This window comes from Andreprevotia chitinilytica DSM 18519, assembly GCF_000711875.1.
GTDB classification, from domain to species: domain Bacteria; phylum Pseudomonadota; class Gammaproteobacteria; order Burkholderiales; family Chitinibacteraceae; genus Andreprevotia; species Andreprevotia chitinilytica.
Window position 1 is genome coordinate 60,122 of sequence record NZ_JONM01000010.1, and the last position, 16,160, is coordinate 76,281.

Here is a 16,160-nt window from a genome sequence, read left to right on the forward strand (position 1 = left end):
CAAGTGGTTACGCGAACAAGCCTGGAAAATTATATCGGACAACGATTATCCGTTGACCGCTTTCGCGATTACTGTCCAAACGGGCTGCAAGTCGAAGGCCGCGACGAAATCCGCGTTCTCGCTACAGCAGTCACCGCCAGTCTTGCCGCCATTAACGCGGCCATCGACATTGGCGCTGACGCCTTGCTGGTCCATCACGGGTTTTTCTGGAAGAACGAAGCGGCCCCCATCGTGCGCACCAAGAAAACCCGCATCGCCAAGCTGCTCGCCCACGACCTGAACCTGTTCGCCTACCATCTGCCGCTCGATGCGCACGCCGAACTGGGCAATAACGCCACGCTTGGCGCAGCGCTGGGCATCACCCCGACTGGCCGTTTCGCGGAACAGGACCTGGGCTGGCTGGGCGAGTTACCCACGCCGATGTCATTTGCCGACTTCAGCCAGCACGTCGCAGCCGTTCTGGGTCGCCCGCCACTGGCGATTGGCGATGTGGACAAACCGATCCGCCGCATCGCCTGGTGCACCGGCGGCGCGCAAGGTTATTTCCACGAAGCGGCCACGCTCGACATCGATTGCTTTCTCACTGGCGAAGCCTCTGAATTCGTCGCCCATCTCTCGCAGGAAACCGGCATCGCCTATCTGGGCGCCGGCCACCACGCCACGGAACGTGGCGGCGTGCGTGCACTGGGAGATCATCTCGGCGCGACTTTCGGCCTCATCGTCCACCATCTCGACATCCCGAACCCGGTCTGATCATGCCCAACACTTATTACATCCAACGCTGTTTCGCTCTGGCAGCAGCGTTGTCGCTATTTGCCGGTTGTGCAACCCAAACCGGCCCCGGCCCCAAGCCGTCGACAACAACCCCATCCACCACGGCGCCAGGCACCACGCCCACACCGACCCCGGCACCCAGCCGGCCATCGCCGGAGCTGCAGCCGCCCTCCGTGCTGATTCAGAATCGCACGCCGCAAGCAATCCTCGAGGACATCGTCAAATACCGCACCGGCCGCGGCATGACCGTGACCACGAAAACCGCGAATCGCGTGGAATTTTCCATGACGGTGCAAAAAGTCAAGGTGCCGACCGAAGCGCGCATACGCTATCTGCTGACGGCCAGCGGCGGGGGCCAGTTGCTCTCTGCCCGCGTGTTCCAGGTCGCCAATCCGGGCACGACCAAGGAACAGATCACCGAAATCACCAATGATGTTGCACAACAGCTCGACCGCGAGCTGGCCGGTTACGCCAAAGGCGACTGGCGCTGAATCGCTGTCTGAATCACTGACTGACGCAGCGGCGCATCAGGACCACACCGTATGCTTTCAGTTCCCTACCCTGTCGGGTAGAATTCGCGAGTTTAGCTTTAGGAACAGCTCGGAAAATCCGGCCATCTCGCCGTTACCGGGCTGTTTCTACAAGAGATTCCTTCAATCAGGGATAAGTTATGAGTGACCAACAAGTAGACAACAGCAAGCGGCGTTTCCTGCTGCTGGCCACCAGCGGCGCAGGCGCCGTGGCCGTGGCCGGCGTAGCAACGCCGTTCATCGCCAGCTTCTTCCCGTCCGAGCGCGCCAAGGCCGCCGGCGCGCCGGTTGAAGTGGATATCAGCAAGCTTGAGCTGGGCCAGAAGATCGACGTCGAATATCGCGGCAAGCCCGTCTGGATCGTGAAGCGCACACCGGAAATGCTCGCCAACCTGCCCAAGCTGGACGGCAAACTCGCCGACCCCAAGTCGGATGACAGCGAACAACCCGATTACGCAAAGAACACCTGGCGGTCGAAAAAACCGGAAGTCTGGGTTGCCACCGGCGTCTGCACCCATTTGGGCTGTTCGCCAACCTTCCGCCCGGAACTTGCCCCGGCAGACTTGGGCTCGGATTGGCTGGGCGGCTACTTCTGCCCCTGTCATGGCTCCAAATACGACCTCTCCGGTCGTGTTTACTCCAGCATGCCCGCACCAAAAAACCTGCCCATCCCCCCTTATGCGTTCCTGAGCGATACGCGTTTGAAGATTGGCGAATAAGGCCCGGAGCGAACCATGAGCAAACTAGAACAACTCGGTAAAGACACCCTGCAATGGGTCGATGACCGCTTCCCGCTGACGGCGTTGTGGAAGGAGCATGTCTCCGAATACTACGCACCGAAAAACTTCAACTTCTGGTACTTCTTCGGCTCGCTGGCACTGCTGGTGCTGGTGATCCAGATCGTCACCGGCATCTTCCTGACGATGAACTACAAGCCGGACGGCTCGCTGATTCCGGGCACCAATGTCTCGGTCGCGTTCGCTTCGGTCGAATACATCATGCGCGACGTGGGCGGTGGCTGGATCATCCGCTACATGCACTCCACTGGCGCCTCGATGTTCTTCGTCGTCGTCTACATGCACATGTTCCGCGGCCTGATCTACGGCTCGTACCAGAAGCCACGCGAGCTGGTGTGGATCTTCGGCATGCTGATCTTCCTGTGCCTGATGGCCGAAGCCTTCCTGGGCTACCTGCTGCCGTGGGGCCAGATGTCGTTCTGGGGCGCACAGGTGATCGTGAACCTGTTCGCATCGATCCCGATGATCGGCCCGGATCTCTCGACCTTCATCCGTGGTGACTTCGTGGTATCTGATGCCACGCTGAACCGCTTCTTCGCGCTGCACGTGATTGCCGTGCCGCTGATCCTGCTGGCGCTGGTCGTAGCCCACCTGATCGCACTGCACGAAGTCGGCTCGAACAACCCGGACGGCGTCGAGATCAAGAAGAACAAGGACCCGAAGACCGGCCTGCCGCTCGATGGCATTCCGTTCCACCCGTATTACACGGTAAAGGATATCTTCGGCGTGGCGGTGTTCCTGGTGGTGTTCACCACCATCGTGTTCTTCCTGCCGAACGTGTTCGGTTACTTCCTGGAAGACAACAACTTCATCCCGGCCGACCCGCTGAAGACCCCGCCGCACATTGCGCCGGTATGGTACTTCACGCCGTTCTACGCGATCCTGCGCGCCATTCCGTCCTTCCTTGGCACGCAGGTGTGGGGCGTACTGGGCATGGGCGCTGCGGTGGTGGTCATCGCCTTCCTGCCGTGGCTCGACCGTAGCCCGGTGAAGTCGATCCGTTATCGTCCGAAGTCGTTCAAGGTCATCCTGGGCATCTTCATCGTCGCGTTCATCGGCCTGGGTATCCTCGGCGCGCTGCCGCCGACCACGGTTCGCACCCTCGTGTCGCGCATCCTGTCGGTGGTCTACTTCGCCTTCTTCTTCCTGATGCCGTTCTACTCGAAAATGGGGAAAACGCTGCCGGTGCCTGATCGTGTTACCGATACCAACGGTTCTCGCCAGCTGCAATTCCTGTTCTGGATGGCGGTCACCTTCATCGGCGCAGCCGTGTTTGCCAAGGTTATTTAAGGGAAACGCCAACATGCATAAGAATATTCGTCGTTTCCTCGCCGCTGCTGCACTGCTCTTGCCGGTGGCGGTGTTCGCCAACGAAGGCGGTGCGCACCTCGACAAGGCACCGATCGATCTGCACAACCCTGAGTCGCTGCAACGTGGCGCGCAGACGTTCGCCAACTACTGCCTGTCGTGCCACAGCGCGCTCAACATGCGCTACAACCGGCTGCAAGACCTTGGCCTGACTGAAGACCAGATCAAAGCCAACCTGATGTTCGCCACCGACAAAGTCGGCGAGCAGATGAAGGTAGCGATGCAAGCGCCTGATGCCAAAGTCTGGTTTGGCGCCGTGCCGCCGGATCTGTCGGTGATCGCGCGTGCCCGTGGTGCAGATTGGCTCTACACCTACCTGCGCACCTTCTATCGTGACGATACCCGCCCGACCGGCTGGAACAATATCGCCTTCGACAAGGTCGGCATGCCGCACGCCCTCTGGGAGCTGCAAGGCATTCAGGAGCCGGTCTACAAGACGGTGAAGAACCATGAATCCGGCAAGGAAGAACAGGTCCTTGAAGGCGTCAAGCTGGTGAAGCCGGGTCTGCTTACGCAGATCAGCGAAGATGGCAAGTACGACCAGACCGAGTACAACAAGCGCGTTGCCGACCTGGTGAACTATCTGGTGTACGTGTCTGAGCCTGCGCAGGTGAAGCGCGAGCAGATCGGCTACTTCGTCCTGCTGTTCCTGCTGTTCGTACTGGTGCCGATCAGCTACTTGCTAAAGAAGGAATACTGGCGCGACGTGCACTGATCGGATGTACTGATCAACGCTCGCCAGACCCGAAAACGGGGCGCATTTGCGCCCCGTTTTTCATTTTACGGAAAATTTCCGGATTCCCCTTTTACATCAACAAGTTAAGCAACGTTTTCTGGATTGTCACCCAGCACTTTCTGTACACTCCCTCTTTTGCCAATCCAGACAGGAACCCCCGCGTCATGATGAAACTGTATTCCGGTACCTCCTGCCCGTTCAGCCACCGCTGCCGTATCGTGCTGTTCGAAAAGGGCATGGACTTCGAAATCATCGATGTCGATATCCACAGCAAGCCGGAAGATCTGTCCGTGATGAACCCGTACAACGAAGTGCCGGTTCTGGTCGAGCGCGACCTCACCCTGTATGAATCCAACATCATCAACGAATACATCGACGAGCGTTTCCCGCACCCGCAGCTGATGCCGGCCGATCCGGTGATGCGCGCCCGCGCCCGCCTGATGCTGTTCAACTTCGAGCGCGAACTCTTCATCCACGTGAAGACACTGGAAGACGGCGCTGCCACCAAGAAGCAACTCGAAGCAGCACGCGTCGCCATCCGCGACAGCCTGACCCAAGTCGCTCCGGTGTTCGCCAAGCAGAAGTTCATGCTCGGTGAAGAGTTCTCGATGCTGGATGTCGCCATTGCCCCGCTGCTGTGGCGCTTCGACCACTACGGCATTGAAGTCACCAAGGCGATGGCTCCGCTGATGAAATACGCTGAGCGCCTGTTCAGCCGCGAAGCGTTCATCGAATCGCTGACCGCCAACGAAAAAGCCATGCGGAAATAATTGATAGTAAGGTGATAGGTGTGTGATGAGTGAGGGGGAAACCGCCTCACTCTTTCTGCCTCACCCTTTACGGAGCGAACCATGCAATCCGTCTCGACCAAACCCTATCTGATCCGTGCCCTGCACGAGTGGTGTTCCGACCACGGCTTTACGCCGTATCTGGTGGTCTCGGTGCGCGGCAAGATGCAGGTGCCGATGGAGTATGTGAAGAACGGTGAGATCGTGCTCAACATCAGCTACAACGCCACGCGTAACTTGAGCTTGGGCAACGATTTCATCAGCTTCTCGGCTCGTTTCAACGGTGTATCACGTGATATCACGATTCCGGTTGGTGCCGTGGTGTCGATCTTCTCCCGCGAGAACGGCGAGGGCATGGGCTTTGAGTATGAAGAAAGCCCGGTGCATGAAGTCCCGACACTGGAAACCGCACCAGAAAGCAAGAAAGACGATGACGGCAGCGATGAACCGCCACCGTCACGCCCCGGTGGTGGCAAGCCAGCGTTGCGGATCGTCAAGTAAGCAACCGAAGCTGCACCGACGCGCTCCAAACAATAAACCCGCCAGTTGGCGGGTTTATTGTTTTTTTGCTGAAGCAAGCACTCACTCTGCGGCGGCAGGCTCCACCACAACGGCAGCCTTGGGCAGACGCGTCATCACCGCAGCAAAGAACCCATCCATGCCATGCTTTTGCGGCAACAGCTGCAGCATCTCGCCATCGAGCGGCAATTCGATTTTTTCCTTCGCCAGCAGCTCGCGCACATCCACCAGCTGGAAGTCTGGATGTGCGGTGAGGAAGGCATCGACAATGGCCGCATTCTCGCTCGGCAGAATACTGCAGGTGGCATAAACCAGGCGACCACCGGTCTTCACCAATCGGGCGGCGGAAGCCAGGATGCTCGCCTGCTTGGCATTGAGTTCAAGCACGCCCGCGGCGCTCTGCCGGTATTTCAGATCGGGATTGCGGCGCAGCGTCCCCAAACCAGAACATGGGGCATCGACCAGCACAGCATCCATCTTGCCGGCGAGGCGCTTGATCTTCTGGTCATTCTCGCTGGCAATCAGCTGCGGCTGCACATTAGACAGACCAGAACGCGCCAGACGCGGCTTGAGATTCGCCAGCCGCTTCTCGGAGATATCGAACGCATACAAGCGCCCGGTCGAGCCCATCATCGCCCCCAAGGCCAGCGTCTTGCCGCCCGCGCCGGCGCAGAAGTCCGCCACCATCTGCCCGCGCTTGGCGCCAGTGAGCAACGCCAACAACTGGCTGCCTTCGTCCTGCACCTCGAATGCACCGGCCAGGAAGAGCGGATGCTTGTTCAGCGCCGGCTTGCTGTTGATGCGCAGGCCCCACGGCGAGTAGGCCATCGGCTTGATCTCGATGCCCGAGGCCGTCAGCTCAGCAGCGACGGCTTCGCGCTTCATCTTGAGGGTATTGGCACGCAGATCGAGCGGCGCGGCAGTCAGCAGTGATTGCCCCAGCTCCAGCACCGCAGCATCGCTCATCCCGCCGGCTTGCAGCTGTTCGACCGCCCATGCCGGCAAGGCCGCCTGGACGTGCAACGGGGCCGTGGACCAATCCACGCCCTTCCATTGCTTGGCTTGCTCGATGCGCTTTTCGTCGAAGATGCCGACAAGCTCTTTCAGATTGCGCTTCTCGACCGCTGAAAAGTACGCCAGCAGCCACTCGACCACACCAGCCTTCTCGCCCGTCAGCCACTCGATGCGTGGCAAATGACGCAGCAGGCCGAATACGGTTTCGGCGATGAACGCCCGATCACGCGCGCCGAGCTGGCGCTCATCGCGGAAATAACGCGACAGGATCACGTCGGACGGCGCAGTGAACGGCAGCACCTGATGCAGTACATCCAGCAGGGAATCAAATTGGGTACGGTTCAGCATTTCTTGTTTACTCTTTTCAAATTCTTCATAACTCATGGGCCACGTCGGCGGGGATCGCGCTGTAGCACGGAGGGTGACAACACCGTCTTGTCACCAATACGGATTTCGCTGGCCTGGATATCGATGCCAATGCCGCTGAACGATGCCTTGATCCGCACCGGCAAACTATGCCAATCGGTCGCCAGCCAGAAGTCCACCACCCGATCCTCATAGTGGCCGTGTAGCAGCGTGGCGTTCACCGGCTTGGTACTCACATAGAGCGTGGCCTCACCCAAAATCTCGAACGGGATGTCTTCATACACCTTCTTGCCGCTGATCAAGGTCTGCTTGAAGCGCTGAGCGTTCGCCCCCTTGAAACTGAATTGCAGTGCGGCGGACAGGAAGTCCTGCGCCCCCTCCTTCAGCGGCTCGGTCTTGATGTCACCCTTGTTATCCAGGGTGATGGTCTTGGCGTCCCAATCATAGATACCCTCGGTCTGTTTCTCGCCGTTCAGCAGCGAGATCCAGTGCATGGGCACGACGCCATTGTTGTTGATCTTGCCTTCGCTGCGGAACTCACGCTTGCCCAAGGCATTGAACTGCAAGCTCACCACATACTCGCCGCGCTCGACATGCCAAGTCATCGTAGCTGGCGTCCCGCCCCAGTAATAGGTGATCGAGACATTGCGCGGGAACTGCTTGGTGGCCGCCACCATTTCTGCTTGCGGCATGGAGGCCGCAGCCGATGCCATGGCGACGTGCGGCGTACTGGCGACGGGCTGTGCAACGGAGGCGATGGAGGCAATTGCCACATTGCTCGCCAAGGGGTTGACTTGCGCCGCCACGCGCGCTGCGGCTTCTTTACCGACCTCGGCCACCACCTGCGATGCGACATGGCTTGCCCTGGAAGCCGCAGCCAGCTTCTTCTTCGACTGCGGCGTGGCTGGGTGGGTGGCTGATGCCGACTGCACCTGACCAGTCGTACGCGGTTGCTGGAATGTAATCGACAGATTATCCGCCGGTTTCACCCCTGCCAGCCCCGCAGGTTTTTCCGGCTCGTCGTCCAATGTCTGACCGGCCAACTCTTTGCTGGGCTTGCGCAACTTCACCTGCTCGCCACTACCGGTAAACATCCCGGCCAGCATGGTGATCGTATCGCCACCGATGGTCAGGATGTGCAACGCCAGCGACAAACCCAGCGCCCACAAAAACCAGCGACGACCGCGATGCGGCATCGTCAGTGGCTCCGCCTCACCCGGCCGGCGTCGATATGCAAACGATCGGCAACAAACAAGGCGACCGCTTCCGGATACAACCGGTGCTCTTCCTTGAGCACCCGCGCCGCCAAGGCATCAGGTGTGTCGTCGTCGAGCACCGGCACGACTGCCTGCGCAACGATCGGGCCGTGATCGAGATCAGCGGTGACGAAATGCACCGTGCAACCGGCGAACTTGACGCCTTCCGCAATAGCGCGCTCATGCGTATGCAGCCCGGTAAACGACGGCAACAACGAGGGATGGATATTGATCAGCCGGTTAGCGTAATGATTGACGAAACCCGGCGTGAGGATGCGCATGAAGCCAGCCAGTACGACGAGATCGGGCACGTAGCTATCGATCAGTTCGGCCAGCGCAGCATCAAACGCATCGCGACCGGCAAACTGTTTGTGATCGAGCACTGCCGTAGCAATGCCACGCTCAGCAGCCCAGGCAAGACCGGCCGCATCGGCGCGATTGGCGATCACAGCGGCAATCTTTGCGCCGTCGATCTGCGCCTCGACAATGGCTTGCATATTCGAGCCGCGGCCGGAAATCAGGATGACAATGTTTTTCATTGGATGTGAGGAGTAAGGGGGAAGGAGTGAGGGGTGAACACCTCACGCCTCACTCCTCTCACCTCACGCAATCTGCGTTTGGTGTTCGTCGCCGTTGCGAGCGCGGATGGCGCCAAGGCGGTAGACCGTCTCGCCTTCGGCTTGCAGCAGCGCCGTAGCGCGGTCGGCATCTTCGGCCGCCACGATCACGACCATGCCCACGCCACAGTTGAAGGTGCGATGCATTTCGTCGGTCGCGACGTTACCTTCTTTCTGCAGCCACTGGAACAGCTTGGGGAAGGTCCAGCTCTTGGCATCGATCTGCGCAACAACGTTGGCCGGCAGTACGCGCGGCACGTTTTCGGTAATGCCGCCACCCGTGATATGCGCCATGCCCTTTACGGACAACTCGGCCATCAGCTTCAGCAGCGGTTTGACATAGATACGGGTCGGGGCCAGCACGACATCGGCCAGGCTCTTGCCGTTCTCGAACTCACCGGCGTAATCGGCATCGGTCAGATGCAGAATCTTGCGCACCAGCGAATAGCCATTGGAGTGTGCACCATTGGAAGCCAGGCCCAGTACGACATCGCCCGCCTTGATCGTGGCGCCAGTGATGACGTTGGCCTTTTCGACCACGCCGACGGCAAAGCCGGCCAGATCATATTCGCCCAGCGGATACATGCCCGGCATCTCGGCGGTTTCGCCGCCAATCAGCGCGCAACCGGATAGCTCACAACCCAGCGCAATGCCGCGGATCACTTCGGTGGCGGTATCGACATCGAGCTTGCCGCAGGCAAAGTAGTCGAGGAAAAACAGCGGCTCGGCGCCTTGCACCAGAATATCGTTGACGCTCATCGCCACCAGATCCTGGCCGACGGTGTCATGACGATTGAGTTCGAACGCCAGCTTGAGCTTGGTGCCCACGCCATCGGTACCCGATACCAGCACCGGCTCCTTGTACTTCTTGGAGATTTCGATCAGACCGCCGAAGCCGCCAATGCCGGATAAGACTTCCGGGCGCATCGTGCGCTTGGCGAACGGTTTGATGTTTTCGACGAGCTGGTCGCCGGCGTCGATATCGACACCCGCATCGCGGTAACTCAGGCTTGGGGAACTCATGCACGGCCTCGTGGTGGGATGATTCTGCGGTGGGCAAGCGGTGTTCTCGGTTAGAATGCCGGCCAACCCACTGAAAACATAATAGTTTACCGTATCCCGCGATGAAGCGCCCGCCCTCCAGCCACACGTTCGACGTGCCGCCGCTCTGGTTGATCGGCTCAGCCTGCGCCATCGCCGCGTTGTGTTACCTGCTGCTGCCGATCCTGATGCCCTTCGTGGCGGCCGCGATTCTGGCTTATATCCTGCACCCAGCGCAGGACTGGCTGGTGGCCCGGCGCATCAACGCCAATGTCGCCGCGCTGCTAGTGATTCTGGGTATCGCCATCGTTTTCCTGCTGCTTTTCCTCATCATTACCCCGCTGCTCATCGATCAATTCCAGCTGCTGTACGAAGGCTTGCCCAAGCTGGCGCAGCGTGCGGCTAGCAGCTGGCTGCCGGCGCTGAATCAGCGCCTTGGCCTCAAGCTCTCGCTCAATCAGGATGATCTGCGCAACTGGGTGGCCAACCACGCCGGCGAAGTACGCGACCTCCTGCCGGGATTGGCACAACAACTCGGCAGCAAAGGCATCGCGCTGGCGGGCTGGCTGGTCAATCTGGCGCTGGTGCCGGTGGTCTTGTTTTATGCCCTGCGTGACGGTAACCGCTTTTTGCCGCGCCTGCGCCGCTGGGTGCCACGCCGGCTGGAAGGCCGCATCACCAAGCTGTTCGGCGAATTCGATCAGGTCTTGTCGGAATTCCTGCGCGGCCAGCTGTCGGTGATGCTGATCATGAGTGTGATCTATGGCGGCGGACTGTGGCTGGTCGGGCTGGATGCGGCACTACCCGTCGGCGTCATTTCCGGCGTGCTGACCTTCATTCCCTATCTGGGCTCCAGCACCGGCTTCATGCTGGCCACGCTGGCGGCGCTCAGCCAATACGGCTCCTTCGCCGGACTATGGCCCGCCTGGGTTGTATTCGGGATCGGCCAAGCACTGGAAGGCAATCTGATCACACCCAAGGTCGTTGGCGACCGCATTGGTTTGCACCCGGTTGCGGTGATCTTTGCGCTGATGGCGTTCGGCCAGCTGTTCGGCTTCGTGGGCGTGCTGCTCGCGCTGCCGATGGCGGCGGTGCTGCAAGTCACCTTGCGCCACGCCAGCCGCGTTTACATGGCTAGCCAGACCTACCGCAAACCGGCACGCACCCACCGGGTCGACCCGCCGTCCCAGCCGAAATCCGACGACTCATGAAACAACTGGTGCTTGATCTGCGCCTGGCCACGCCGCCGGGCTTTGCCGGCTTTGTCGCTGGCGACAACGCGGAGCTGCTGTTCATGCTCGGCGAGTGGGCGGCCGGCAGCGATGATGTCCGTTTCGTCTACCTGTGGGGTGAATCCGGCGTGGGCAAAAGCTATTTGCTCGCCGCCGTCGCCGACCGTATTCCCGGCGCGCTGTTCATCGATGCCAAGCGACAGACGCTCCCGTTTCCGTTGCCTGCCGATGCGGCACTGATCGTCGACAACGCCGACGCACTCGACCCCGAGCAGCAAATCCGCCTGTTCGATCACTACAACACGCTCAAGGAAGGCACCGGCCGCTTGCTGGCCAGTGGCCCACTGCCGCCGATGCTGTTGGCGCTACGCGATGACCTGACCACTCGGCTGGGCTGGGGCCTTGTCTACCAGCTCAAAGCGCTATCCGAGCCGGATCGCATCGCCGCCCTCAAGCAACACGCCCATCAACTGGGCTTCGAGCTGGGCGACGATGTGGCGGACTATCTTTTGCGACACGCCGCACGCGATCTGGGCAGCCTTGCCGCGCTCCTTGATCGCGTGAACGAGCGGGCGCTGTCTTTACGCCGTCCGGTCACTACGGCGTTGATCCGGGAAGTATTGTCCGAAGCGGGCGGCGTTTAGGCCCTCCTCTTCTCAGAGCCTGTTCAAAGGCTCGCAAACCGCCAACTTGAAGCGCAACAGGGTTTTACTTCCCCCTTTTTAAAGGGGGGAATGGCAACGTAAACGTTGCCGCAAGAGACTTTGAACAGCTTCTCAGAACCTGTTCAAGCCCCATTCGCTGGCCCGATTGACGCGCCTCCCGGCGCAATGACCGCCGCATCAAACAGCGGCTCGATCGCGAACATCCCGAACTGCGGCACCCAATGCCCGACGACCTCATAGGGCACAGCCCAATTGCCGCGATTGCTGAGCGTGGCCTCAACGTGCTCCGCATAGGCAGTGAGATATTCCGGGCGCCAGGTGACGCGATAGATACCCAACAACCCCCAAGCCCGACTGAAATTCAGGCCGTATTCATGTGCATCTCGCGGATCACGCACCGGCTTGGGTAGGCGCGATATCGGCAGGAATCGATCCACCCACGGCAGGTACTCTTCCCGCGTCATCACACGGGAAACCAGCCATGCCCAATTGGTGCAAATCGCCATGAAACCCGCCCGATCCGTAGCGGCATCGCAAGATGGCCGATGCTCGACGAAGGATTTGCGAATCAGCTGGCGGACTTCATCCAGCTTCTTTTCATCATGCCGGGATGCGTAGTAATCAAACACGTTGATCAGCGCCCAAGCCGCACTCTTGTATTCTCGCGCCATTGGATCAGGTGGATTCCGGCGGTAATAGGCGGCAATGGAATCGGCGGCGAAATCAGCGATGGACTGCAAATGACCATCATGGAATTGGTTTTCGTATTCCAGCCCCAAGCGCAATAGCCAAGCGCGGCCATAGGGCATTTCGAAATCGGGATTGGCCGCCAATAACTGTTGCTCTTCGTTGATCTTCGCCGACGCGGTGACGCTCCGAATCAACGGCACGTAACGTTGATCCCCGGTGGTTGCGGTATAGGCCACCAGTGCCCACGTGCCATGCACGGCGGAATGCCAGTCGATGCAACCATGAAATGCGACATGCGCGGTATCTTGCCGTTGCACGCAATTCGCCGCCGATTCAGCAAACCCGGTCGCGATTTGCTGTCGATTCGCCACCAACTCATTCAGCGCGGGGTTCGTGGAGCCCGCATTGGCAAAAACGCCCCAGAATAAAATGGCAAACGAGAGGTATTGGCGCATTTTATTTCCTGAGCTTCACCTCGAATGTGCCGGTCGTATTCTGGATCACCCACTGGCCGCGAATCACACCGCTAGCCCGATCCAGCACACCCCGATACTGGATCGAGTGATGCTGGCCGCCACTGCCATCGTAGGTTTTCACAAAGGTCACGGTATTGCCGGTAATTGCGCCTTCGAAATTGGCATACAAGAAGGCTTCCTGTTTATCGCCAAAGGTGTTGGGTTCAGAAATCTTGCCATAGAAGCGACTGCCGCTCACGGCAGCGTCCAACATGAATTTGACCGGTACGGATTTGTTCGCATCGTAGCGGTAATAGCCTTCCCATTGCCCGGCCAGCGCGGCATCAATACTCGCCACGGCAGCTGGTTGCGGCGCTTCGGGCTTGCCAGCGGCCGGGGCATGGCCGGCCAGATAAATCTTGTCGTAGATGCCATCGTCCTTGCGCGGCAGCTGCTTGCCGCCGCTGGCCTGCGCCACCGCCGCGCCAGCCCGATCGAATGCCTCTTTCAGATCCAGCGACGGATCGACCAGATAGCGGACCAGCTCACCCGTGTAGAGGCCGTTGCGGCCGTCGCCATCGCGCGCAGTGCTGCCGGGCGCAGTGGCAAATGCCACCAGGGTGCCACCGGGCGCATCCATCCGTGCCAGCCCGCGATGGCTACTGCCGCGCTCGGCGGAAATGAACGGGTTGTCGCGGCAAGCATCCAGCACGACGACCTTGTATTTGGCCCCGGAGTTCTGCAGCTCCCGCATCACCCCGTTCACACCAACGGCTTCGATTGAAATATCCCCTGGCTTATCGATCTGCGCGCCGACCGGCACCAGCCAGTTTTCGCCCTCTTCCTGCACGCCGTGACCGGCGTAATAGAAGAACGCCAGTTCTGCGCCTTTGGAGCGCGCACCAAAATCCCGCAGCGCCCGCTGGAAGGACTTTTGATTCACATTGCGTTCCAGCTTTACGTCGAAGCCAAGCCGTTGCAGCGTGCTGGCGATCAGCTCGGCATCGTTCACCGAGTTTTTCAGCGGGGCGCTGCTGTAGGCGGCATTGCCGATGACCAAGGCTACTTTGGTGGCGGCACTAGTCGGTGCGGCCAACAACATGCCGCAGAGCAAGACGATGAATAGCTTGAGCAGATTGAGTAGGGATTTCATCCACGACTGTTCCGGTTCATGACAATTGAATTCTAGTCAAAATGGCAGGAGAACATCGGGACGTTGCCAGTGCGGATAAGGATGAGTGATCCTTAAAGCCTGTTCACGACCTTTGATTGTGAACATTCGATTCTCCAGACATAGATGCGGCGCAATGCCCTTCGGGGATTGCGCCCTACGAACGATGCAAACAGTTGCCGGCTTTTGCTTCTGCAATGGTTGCACTGGTGGTTTTCTCCCCCTTTCGCTAAGCGCCGAGAGAGTGTCCCGAGACCTTAGGCTCGCGACCGACCGAGGGTAGCCTGGAAGGCCGCCCAGCGGGGGTCGCCTTTGGGGTGGAGGGGGCTTTGGCGAGACAAAGTCCCTTCCCCGTCCACGCGGCGGAACGCGCTGTAACGCCTTTACTCGCGCCGAAGGCGCATAGCCACCTATTCCTTGAGGTACTTGTCGTAAATCGCCTGATAGCGCCCCGTCTCTTTCAAATGCTTGAGGCCCACGTTGAAATCATCGCGCACGGACTTATCCCGGAATATCGGCCGGTAATCCAGCGGATTGAGTTTGACGAAATGATGTTCTTGCGTCGGTTTGGGCTGGAAGCCGGTTTCCTTTTTGAGCTTCAACGTAAAGTATTTGAAGATATTGCGATCGCTCAATACCACGTCGTACCGGCCGCCATTGAGCGTCAGCACCTGTAGCTCCTGATCAGCCAGCTCGTAGTAATGACCGGCTTTTTTAACCGCATCCAGCCAATCCGGGTAACGCTTGCTCGCACCTTGAAATGACACGACCGTCAAACCGTGCAGATCGTCCGGCTTCTTGATGGTGAAGTTCTTTTCTTTCAGCGTTAAAAACACGTTGTCGTAAAACACCGCCGGATCGCCGTAGAAGCCCCCGTAGGGGGTCAAATCCTCGCCCAGATCCGTCATCGTCGCATCCACCTCCCCTTTCTTGAATGCCAGCGGCACGCGGGCGAACGAGAAATACAGCGGTTTGAGCACGTGACCACGATAGGCCAAAGATTCACCGATCACTTCCAGCTCGATGCCGGAATTGGTTTCAGGAAAGCAGAAGGGCGGGATTTTCTCGCCGAACGCCATTTTGACTTCGGCACCGTGAGCGGGACCGATGGTGGCGAAGACAAGAAAAGCGAGCATTGCCGCAAAGCGCATCATGAATCCCTGCTGACTCTACGCATGAGCGCAGCAGTGGCCACGCCAGCTTCCAACGTAGTGCATGCGCTCCCGATCGTCATGCCGGCAGCGTGGCGCAATCGTTAGGCCAACGCATCGCCGGCCAGCTGCAGGATCTCCCGCACCATGTCCGGCGAGGTTTCCAGGATGCTGTACTCATCCAGCCCCGGCCCGCCCATCTTCACGCGCTCATTGCGATAACGCATGCCGCTGGGCACCGGAGCTCGTGCCGAAGTGTGGAATTCGCGGCAACCGGTCTGGCGCACCAGATCGGCAATATTGTTGGCGCGCACCCCCGCACCCGGCATGACGGCCAGGCGACCAGCGGCGGCTTCGCTCAATTGCTTGAGCAAGGCCGCACCGGCCAGCGCACTCGCTTCTTGCCCGGATGACAACAGCCGGTTGCAGCCGCACGCGATGATGTCTTCCAGCGCTTTGAATGGATCGCGTGCCACGTCGAAGGCGCGATGAAACGTGACTTGCATCGGCGTAGCCAGCTCGACCAGCTCACGGGTACGCGCCACGTCGATATCGCCATCGGTCGTCAGCAGGCCGATCACCACGCCATCCACGCCGATCTTCTTGCACGCGAGCACGTCGCGCTTCATGACTTCGAACTCGTCGTCCGAATAGAGGAAATCGCCACCACGCGGACGGATGATCACATTGAGTGTGATCCAGAGCCGATCCCGCGCGGCGGCGATGGTGCCGTGGGAAGGCGTGGTGCCGCCTTCCAGCAGGTTGTCGCACAACTCGACGCGCACCGCACCGCCAGCCTGGGCAGCGAGGCAACTCGCCACCGAGCCCGCACAGATTTCCAGCTCGATCATTCCACCACTCCCGTCAGAACCTGCCCGGAAAACGTAGCGAGCGCCCGGCAGGCGGGGAAGCCCGGCGCACAGGAACCGGAGTGTATGAGCGATACATGAGGATTCCGAGCACCGCGCGCCCCCGATTGCCGGTCGCGCA

Annotated in this window: 17 protein-coding genes and 1 other RNA gene; 9 read left to right on the top strand and 9 right to left on the bottom strand. The window is 59.7% G+C overall.

The window, feature by feature from the left end; all coding sequences use genetic code 11:
* The first annotated feature begins 3 nt into the window (after positions 1-3).
* From BR41_RS14085 to BR41_RS14115, 7 genes are all read left to right on the top strand, one after another.
* Positions 4-753: a Nif3-like dinuclear metal center hexameric protein gene (locus BR41_RS14085; RefSeq protein WP_051710985.1), complete on the top strand. Its 750-nt coding sequence runs from the start codon at positions 4-6 to the stop codon at positions 751-753.
* A gap of 2 nt (positions 754-755) precedes the next feature.
* The gene (locus BR41_RS14090; RefSeq protein WP_035057885.1) at positions 756-1,265 is read left to right on the top strand and encodes a hypothetical protein; all 510 of its coding nucleotides are present in this window, start codon (positions 756-758) and stop codon (positions 1,263-1,265) included.
* A gap of 179 nt (positions 1,266-1,444) precedes the next feature.
* Entirely contained in the window at positions 1,445-2,023 is a 579-nt protein-coding gene (gene petA / locus BR41_RS14095) for a ubiquinol-cytochrome c reductase iron-sulfur subunit (protein ID WP_035057888.1), read from the top strand.
* Positions 2,024-2,038: 15 nt separating this feature from the next.
* Complete coding sequence (locus BR41_RS14100) at positions 2,039-3,391, top strand: cytochrome b (protein WP_035057890.1); 1,353 nt, start codon at positions 2,039-2,041, stop codon at positions 3,389-3,391.
* A gap of 13 nt (positions 3,392-3,404) precedes the next feature.
* A complete protein-coding gene (locus BR41_RS14105; protein WP_035057893.1) occupies positions 3,405-4,184 on the top strand; it encodes a cytochrome c1 in 780 nt (259 codons plus the stop codon).
* Between the two features lie 185 nt (positions 4,185-4,369).
* A complete protein-coding gene (locus BR41_RS14110; protein WP_035057895.1) occupies positions 4,370-4,975 on the top strand; it encodes a glutathione S-transferase N-terminal domain-containing protein in 606 nt (201 codons plus the stop codon).
* Between the two features lie 81 nt (positions 4,976-5,056).
* Complete coding sequence (locus BR41_RS14115) at positions 5,057-5,494, top strand: ClpXP protease specificity-enhancing factor (RefSeq protein WP_035057897.1); 438 nt, start codon at positions 5,057-5,059, stop codon at positions 5,492-5,494.
* An 81-nt stretch (positions 5,495-5,575) separates the two neighbouring features.
* On the opposite strand, the gene BR41_RS14120 is transcribed toward BR41_RS14115, so the two are convergent.
* From BR41_RS14120 to purM, 4 genes are all read right to left on the bottom strand, one after another.
* Positions 5,576-6,871 carry an RsmB/NOP family class I SAM-dependent RNA methyltransferase gene (locus BR41_RS14120; RefSeq protein WP_373278352.1) on the bottom strand — a complete coding sequence of 432 codons (1,296 nt, stop codon included), beginning with the start codon at positions 6,869-6,871 and terminating at the stop codon, positions 5,576-5,578.
* 35 nt (positions 6,872-6,906) lie between these two features.
* Positions 6,907-8,088, bottom strand: a complete 1,182-nt coding sequence (locus BR41_RS14125; protein ID WP_035057899.1) for a DUF3108 domain-containing protein — start codon at positions 8,086-8,088, stop codon at positions 6,907-6,909.
* Positions 8,089-8,090: 2 nt separating this feature from the next.
* The gene (gene purN, locus BR41_RS14130) at positions 8,091-8,687 is read right to left on the bottom strand and encodes a phosphoribosylglycinamide formyltransferase (RefSeq protein ID WP_035057902.1); all 597 of its coding nucleotides are present in this window, start codon (positions 8,685-8,687) and stop codon (positions 8,091-8,093) included.
* A gap of 63 nt (positions 8,688-8,750) precedes the next feature.
* A complete protein-coding gene (gene purM, locus BR41_RS14135; RefSeq protein ID WP_035057905.1) occupies positions 8,751-9,788 on the bottom strand; it encodes a phosphoribosylformylglycinamidine cyclo-ligase in 1,038 nt (345 codons plus the stop codon).
* Between the two features lie 101 nt (positions 9,789-9,889).
* Between purM and BR41_RS14140 the strand changes: the two genes are divergently transcribed.
* Complete coding sequence (locus BR41_RS14140) at positions 9,890-11,017, top strand: AI-2E family transporter (protein ID WP_084187179.1); 1,128 nt, start codon at positions 9,890-9,892, stop codon at positions 11,015-11,017.
* Positions 11,014-11,682 (top strand): DnaA regulatory inactivator Hda, encoded by a 669-nt coding sequence (hda, locus tag BR41_RS14145; protein ID WP_035057908.1) that lies wholly within the window; start codon positions 11,014-11,016, stop codon positions 11,680-11,682. The genes BR41_RS14140 and hda overlap by 4 nt, the downstream gene beginning before the upstream one ends.
* Positions 11,683-11,825: 143 nt before the next feature.
* Here hda and BR41_RS14150 read toward each other — a convergent pair whose 3' ends face one another.
* The 5 genes from BR41_RS14150 to BR41_RS23660 form a co-directional block, all read right to left on the bottom strand.
* On the bottom strand, positions 11,826-12,848 hold the full coding sequence (locus tag BR41_RS14150) for a DUF2891 family protein (RefSeq protein WP_035057911.1): 1,023 nt from the start codon (positions 12,846-12,848) through the stop codon (positions 11,826-11,828).
* A 1-nt stretch (position 12,849) separates the two neighbouring features.
* Positions 12,850-14,001, bottom strand: coding sequence for a caspase family protein (locus BR41_RS23025; protein WP_051710987.1), 1,152 nt, complete (start codon positions 13,999-14,001; stop codon positions 12,850-12,852).
* A 428-nt stretch (positions 14,002-14,429) separates the two neighbouring features.
* A complete protein-coding gene (locus tag BR41_RS14160; RefSeq protein WP_035057914.1) occupies positions 14,430-15,173 on the bottom strand; it encodes a substrate-binding periplasmic protein in 744 nt (247 codons plus the stop codon).
* Between the two features lie 101 nt (positions 15,174-15,274).
* Complete coding sequence (locus BR41_RS14165; protein ID WP_035057917.1) at positions 15,275-16,021, bottom strand: copper homeostasis protein CutC; 747 nt, start codon at positions 16,019-16,021, stop codon at positions 15,275-15,277.
* Between the two features lie 21 nt (positions 16,022-16,042).
* Positions 16,043-16,118, bottom strand: a non-coding RNA gene (locus BR41_RS23660) — sX9 sRNA.
* Between the last annotated feature and the right edge of the window lie 42 nt (positions 16,119-16,160).

What these genes read in the sequence shown, in the direction of transcription:
- BR41_RS14090 (WP_035057885.1), top strand. Translation starts at nt 756, where the DNA reads ATGCCCAACACTTATTACATCCAACGCTGTTTCGCTCTGGCAGCAGCG.
- petA (WP_035057888.1), top strand. Translation starts at nt 1,445, where the DNA reads ATGAGTGACCAACAAGTAGACAACAGCAAGCGGCGTTTCCTGCTGCTG.
- BR41_RS14100 (WP_035057890.1), top strand. Translation starts at nt 2,039, where the DNA reads ATGAGCAAACTAGAACAACTCGGTAAAGACACCCTGCAATGGGTCGAT.
- BR41_RS14105 (WP_035057893.1), top strand. Translation starts at nt 3,405, where the DNA reads ATGCATAAGAATATTCGTCGTTTCCTCGCCGCTGCTGCACTGCTCTTG.
- BR41_RS14110 (WP_035057895.1), top strand. Translation starts at nt 4,370, where the DNA reads ATGATGAAACTGTATTCCGGTACCTCCTGCCCGTTCAGCCACCGCTGC.
- BR41_RS14115 (WP_035057897.1), top strand. Translation starts at nt 5,057, where the DNA reads ATGCAATCCGTCTCGACCAAACCCTATCTGATCCGTGCCCTGCACGAG.
- BR41_RS14125 (WP_035057899.1), bottom strand. Translation starts at nt 8,088, where the DNA reads ATGCCGCATCGCGGTCGTCGCTGGTTTTTGTGGGCGCTGGGTTTGTCG.
- purN (WP_035057902.1), bottom strand. Translation starts at nt 8,687, where the DNA reads ATGAAAAACATTGTCATCCTGATTTCCGGCCGCGGCTCGAATATGCAA.
- purM (WP_035057905.1), bottom strand. Translation starts at nt 9,788, where the DNA reads ATGAGTTCCCCAAGCCTGAGTTACCGCGATGCGGGTGTCGATATCGAC.
- BR41_RS14140 (WP_084187179.1), top strand. Translation starts at nt 9,890, where the DNA reads ATGAAGCGCCCGCCCTCCAGCCACACGTTCGACGTGCCGCCGCTCTGG.
- hda (WP_035057908.1), top strand. Translation starts at nt 11,014, where the DNA reads ATGAAACAACTGGTGCTTGATCTGCGCCTGGCCACGCCGCCGGGCTTT.
- BR41_RS14150 (WP_035057911.1), bottom strand. Translation starts at nt 12,848, where the DNA reads ATGCGCCAATACCTCTCGTTTGCCATTTTATTCTGGGGCGTTTTTGCC.
- BR41_RS23025 (WP_051710987.1), bottom strand. Translation starts at nt 14,001, where the DNA reads ATGAAATCCCTACTCAATCTGCTCAAGCTATTCATCGTCTTGCTCTGC.
- BR41_RS14160 (WP_035057914.1), bottom strand. Translation starts at nt 15,173, where the DNA reads ATGATGCGCTTTGCGGCAATGCTCGCTTTTCTTGTCTTCGCCACCATC.
- BR41_RS14165 (WP_035057917.1), bottom strand. Translation starts at nt 16,021, where the DNA reads ATGATCGAGCTGGAAATCTGTGCGGGCTCGGTGGCGAGTTGCCTCGCT.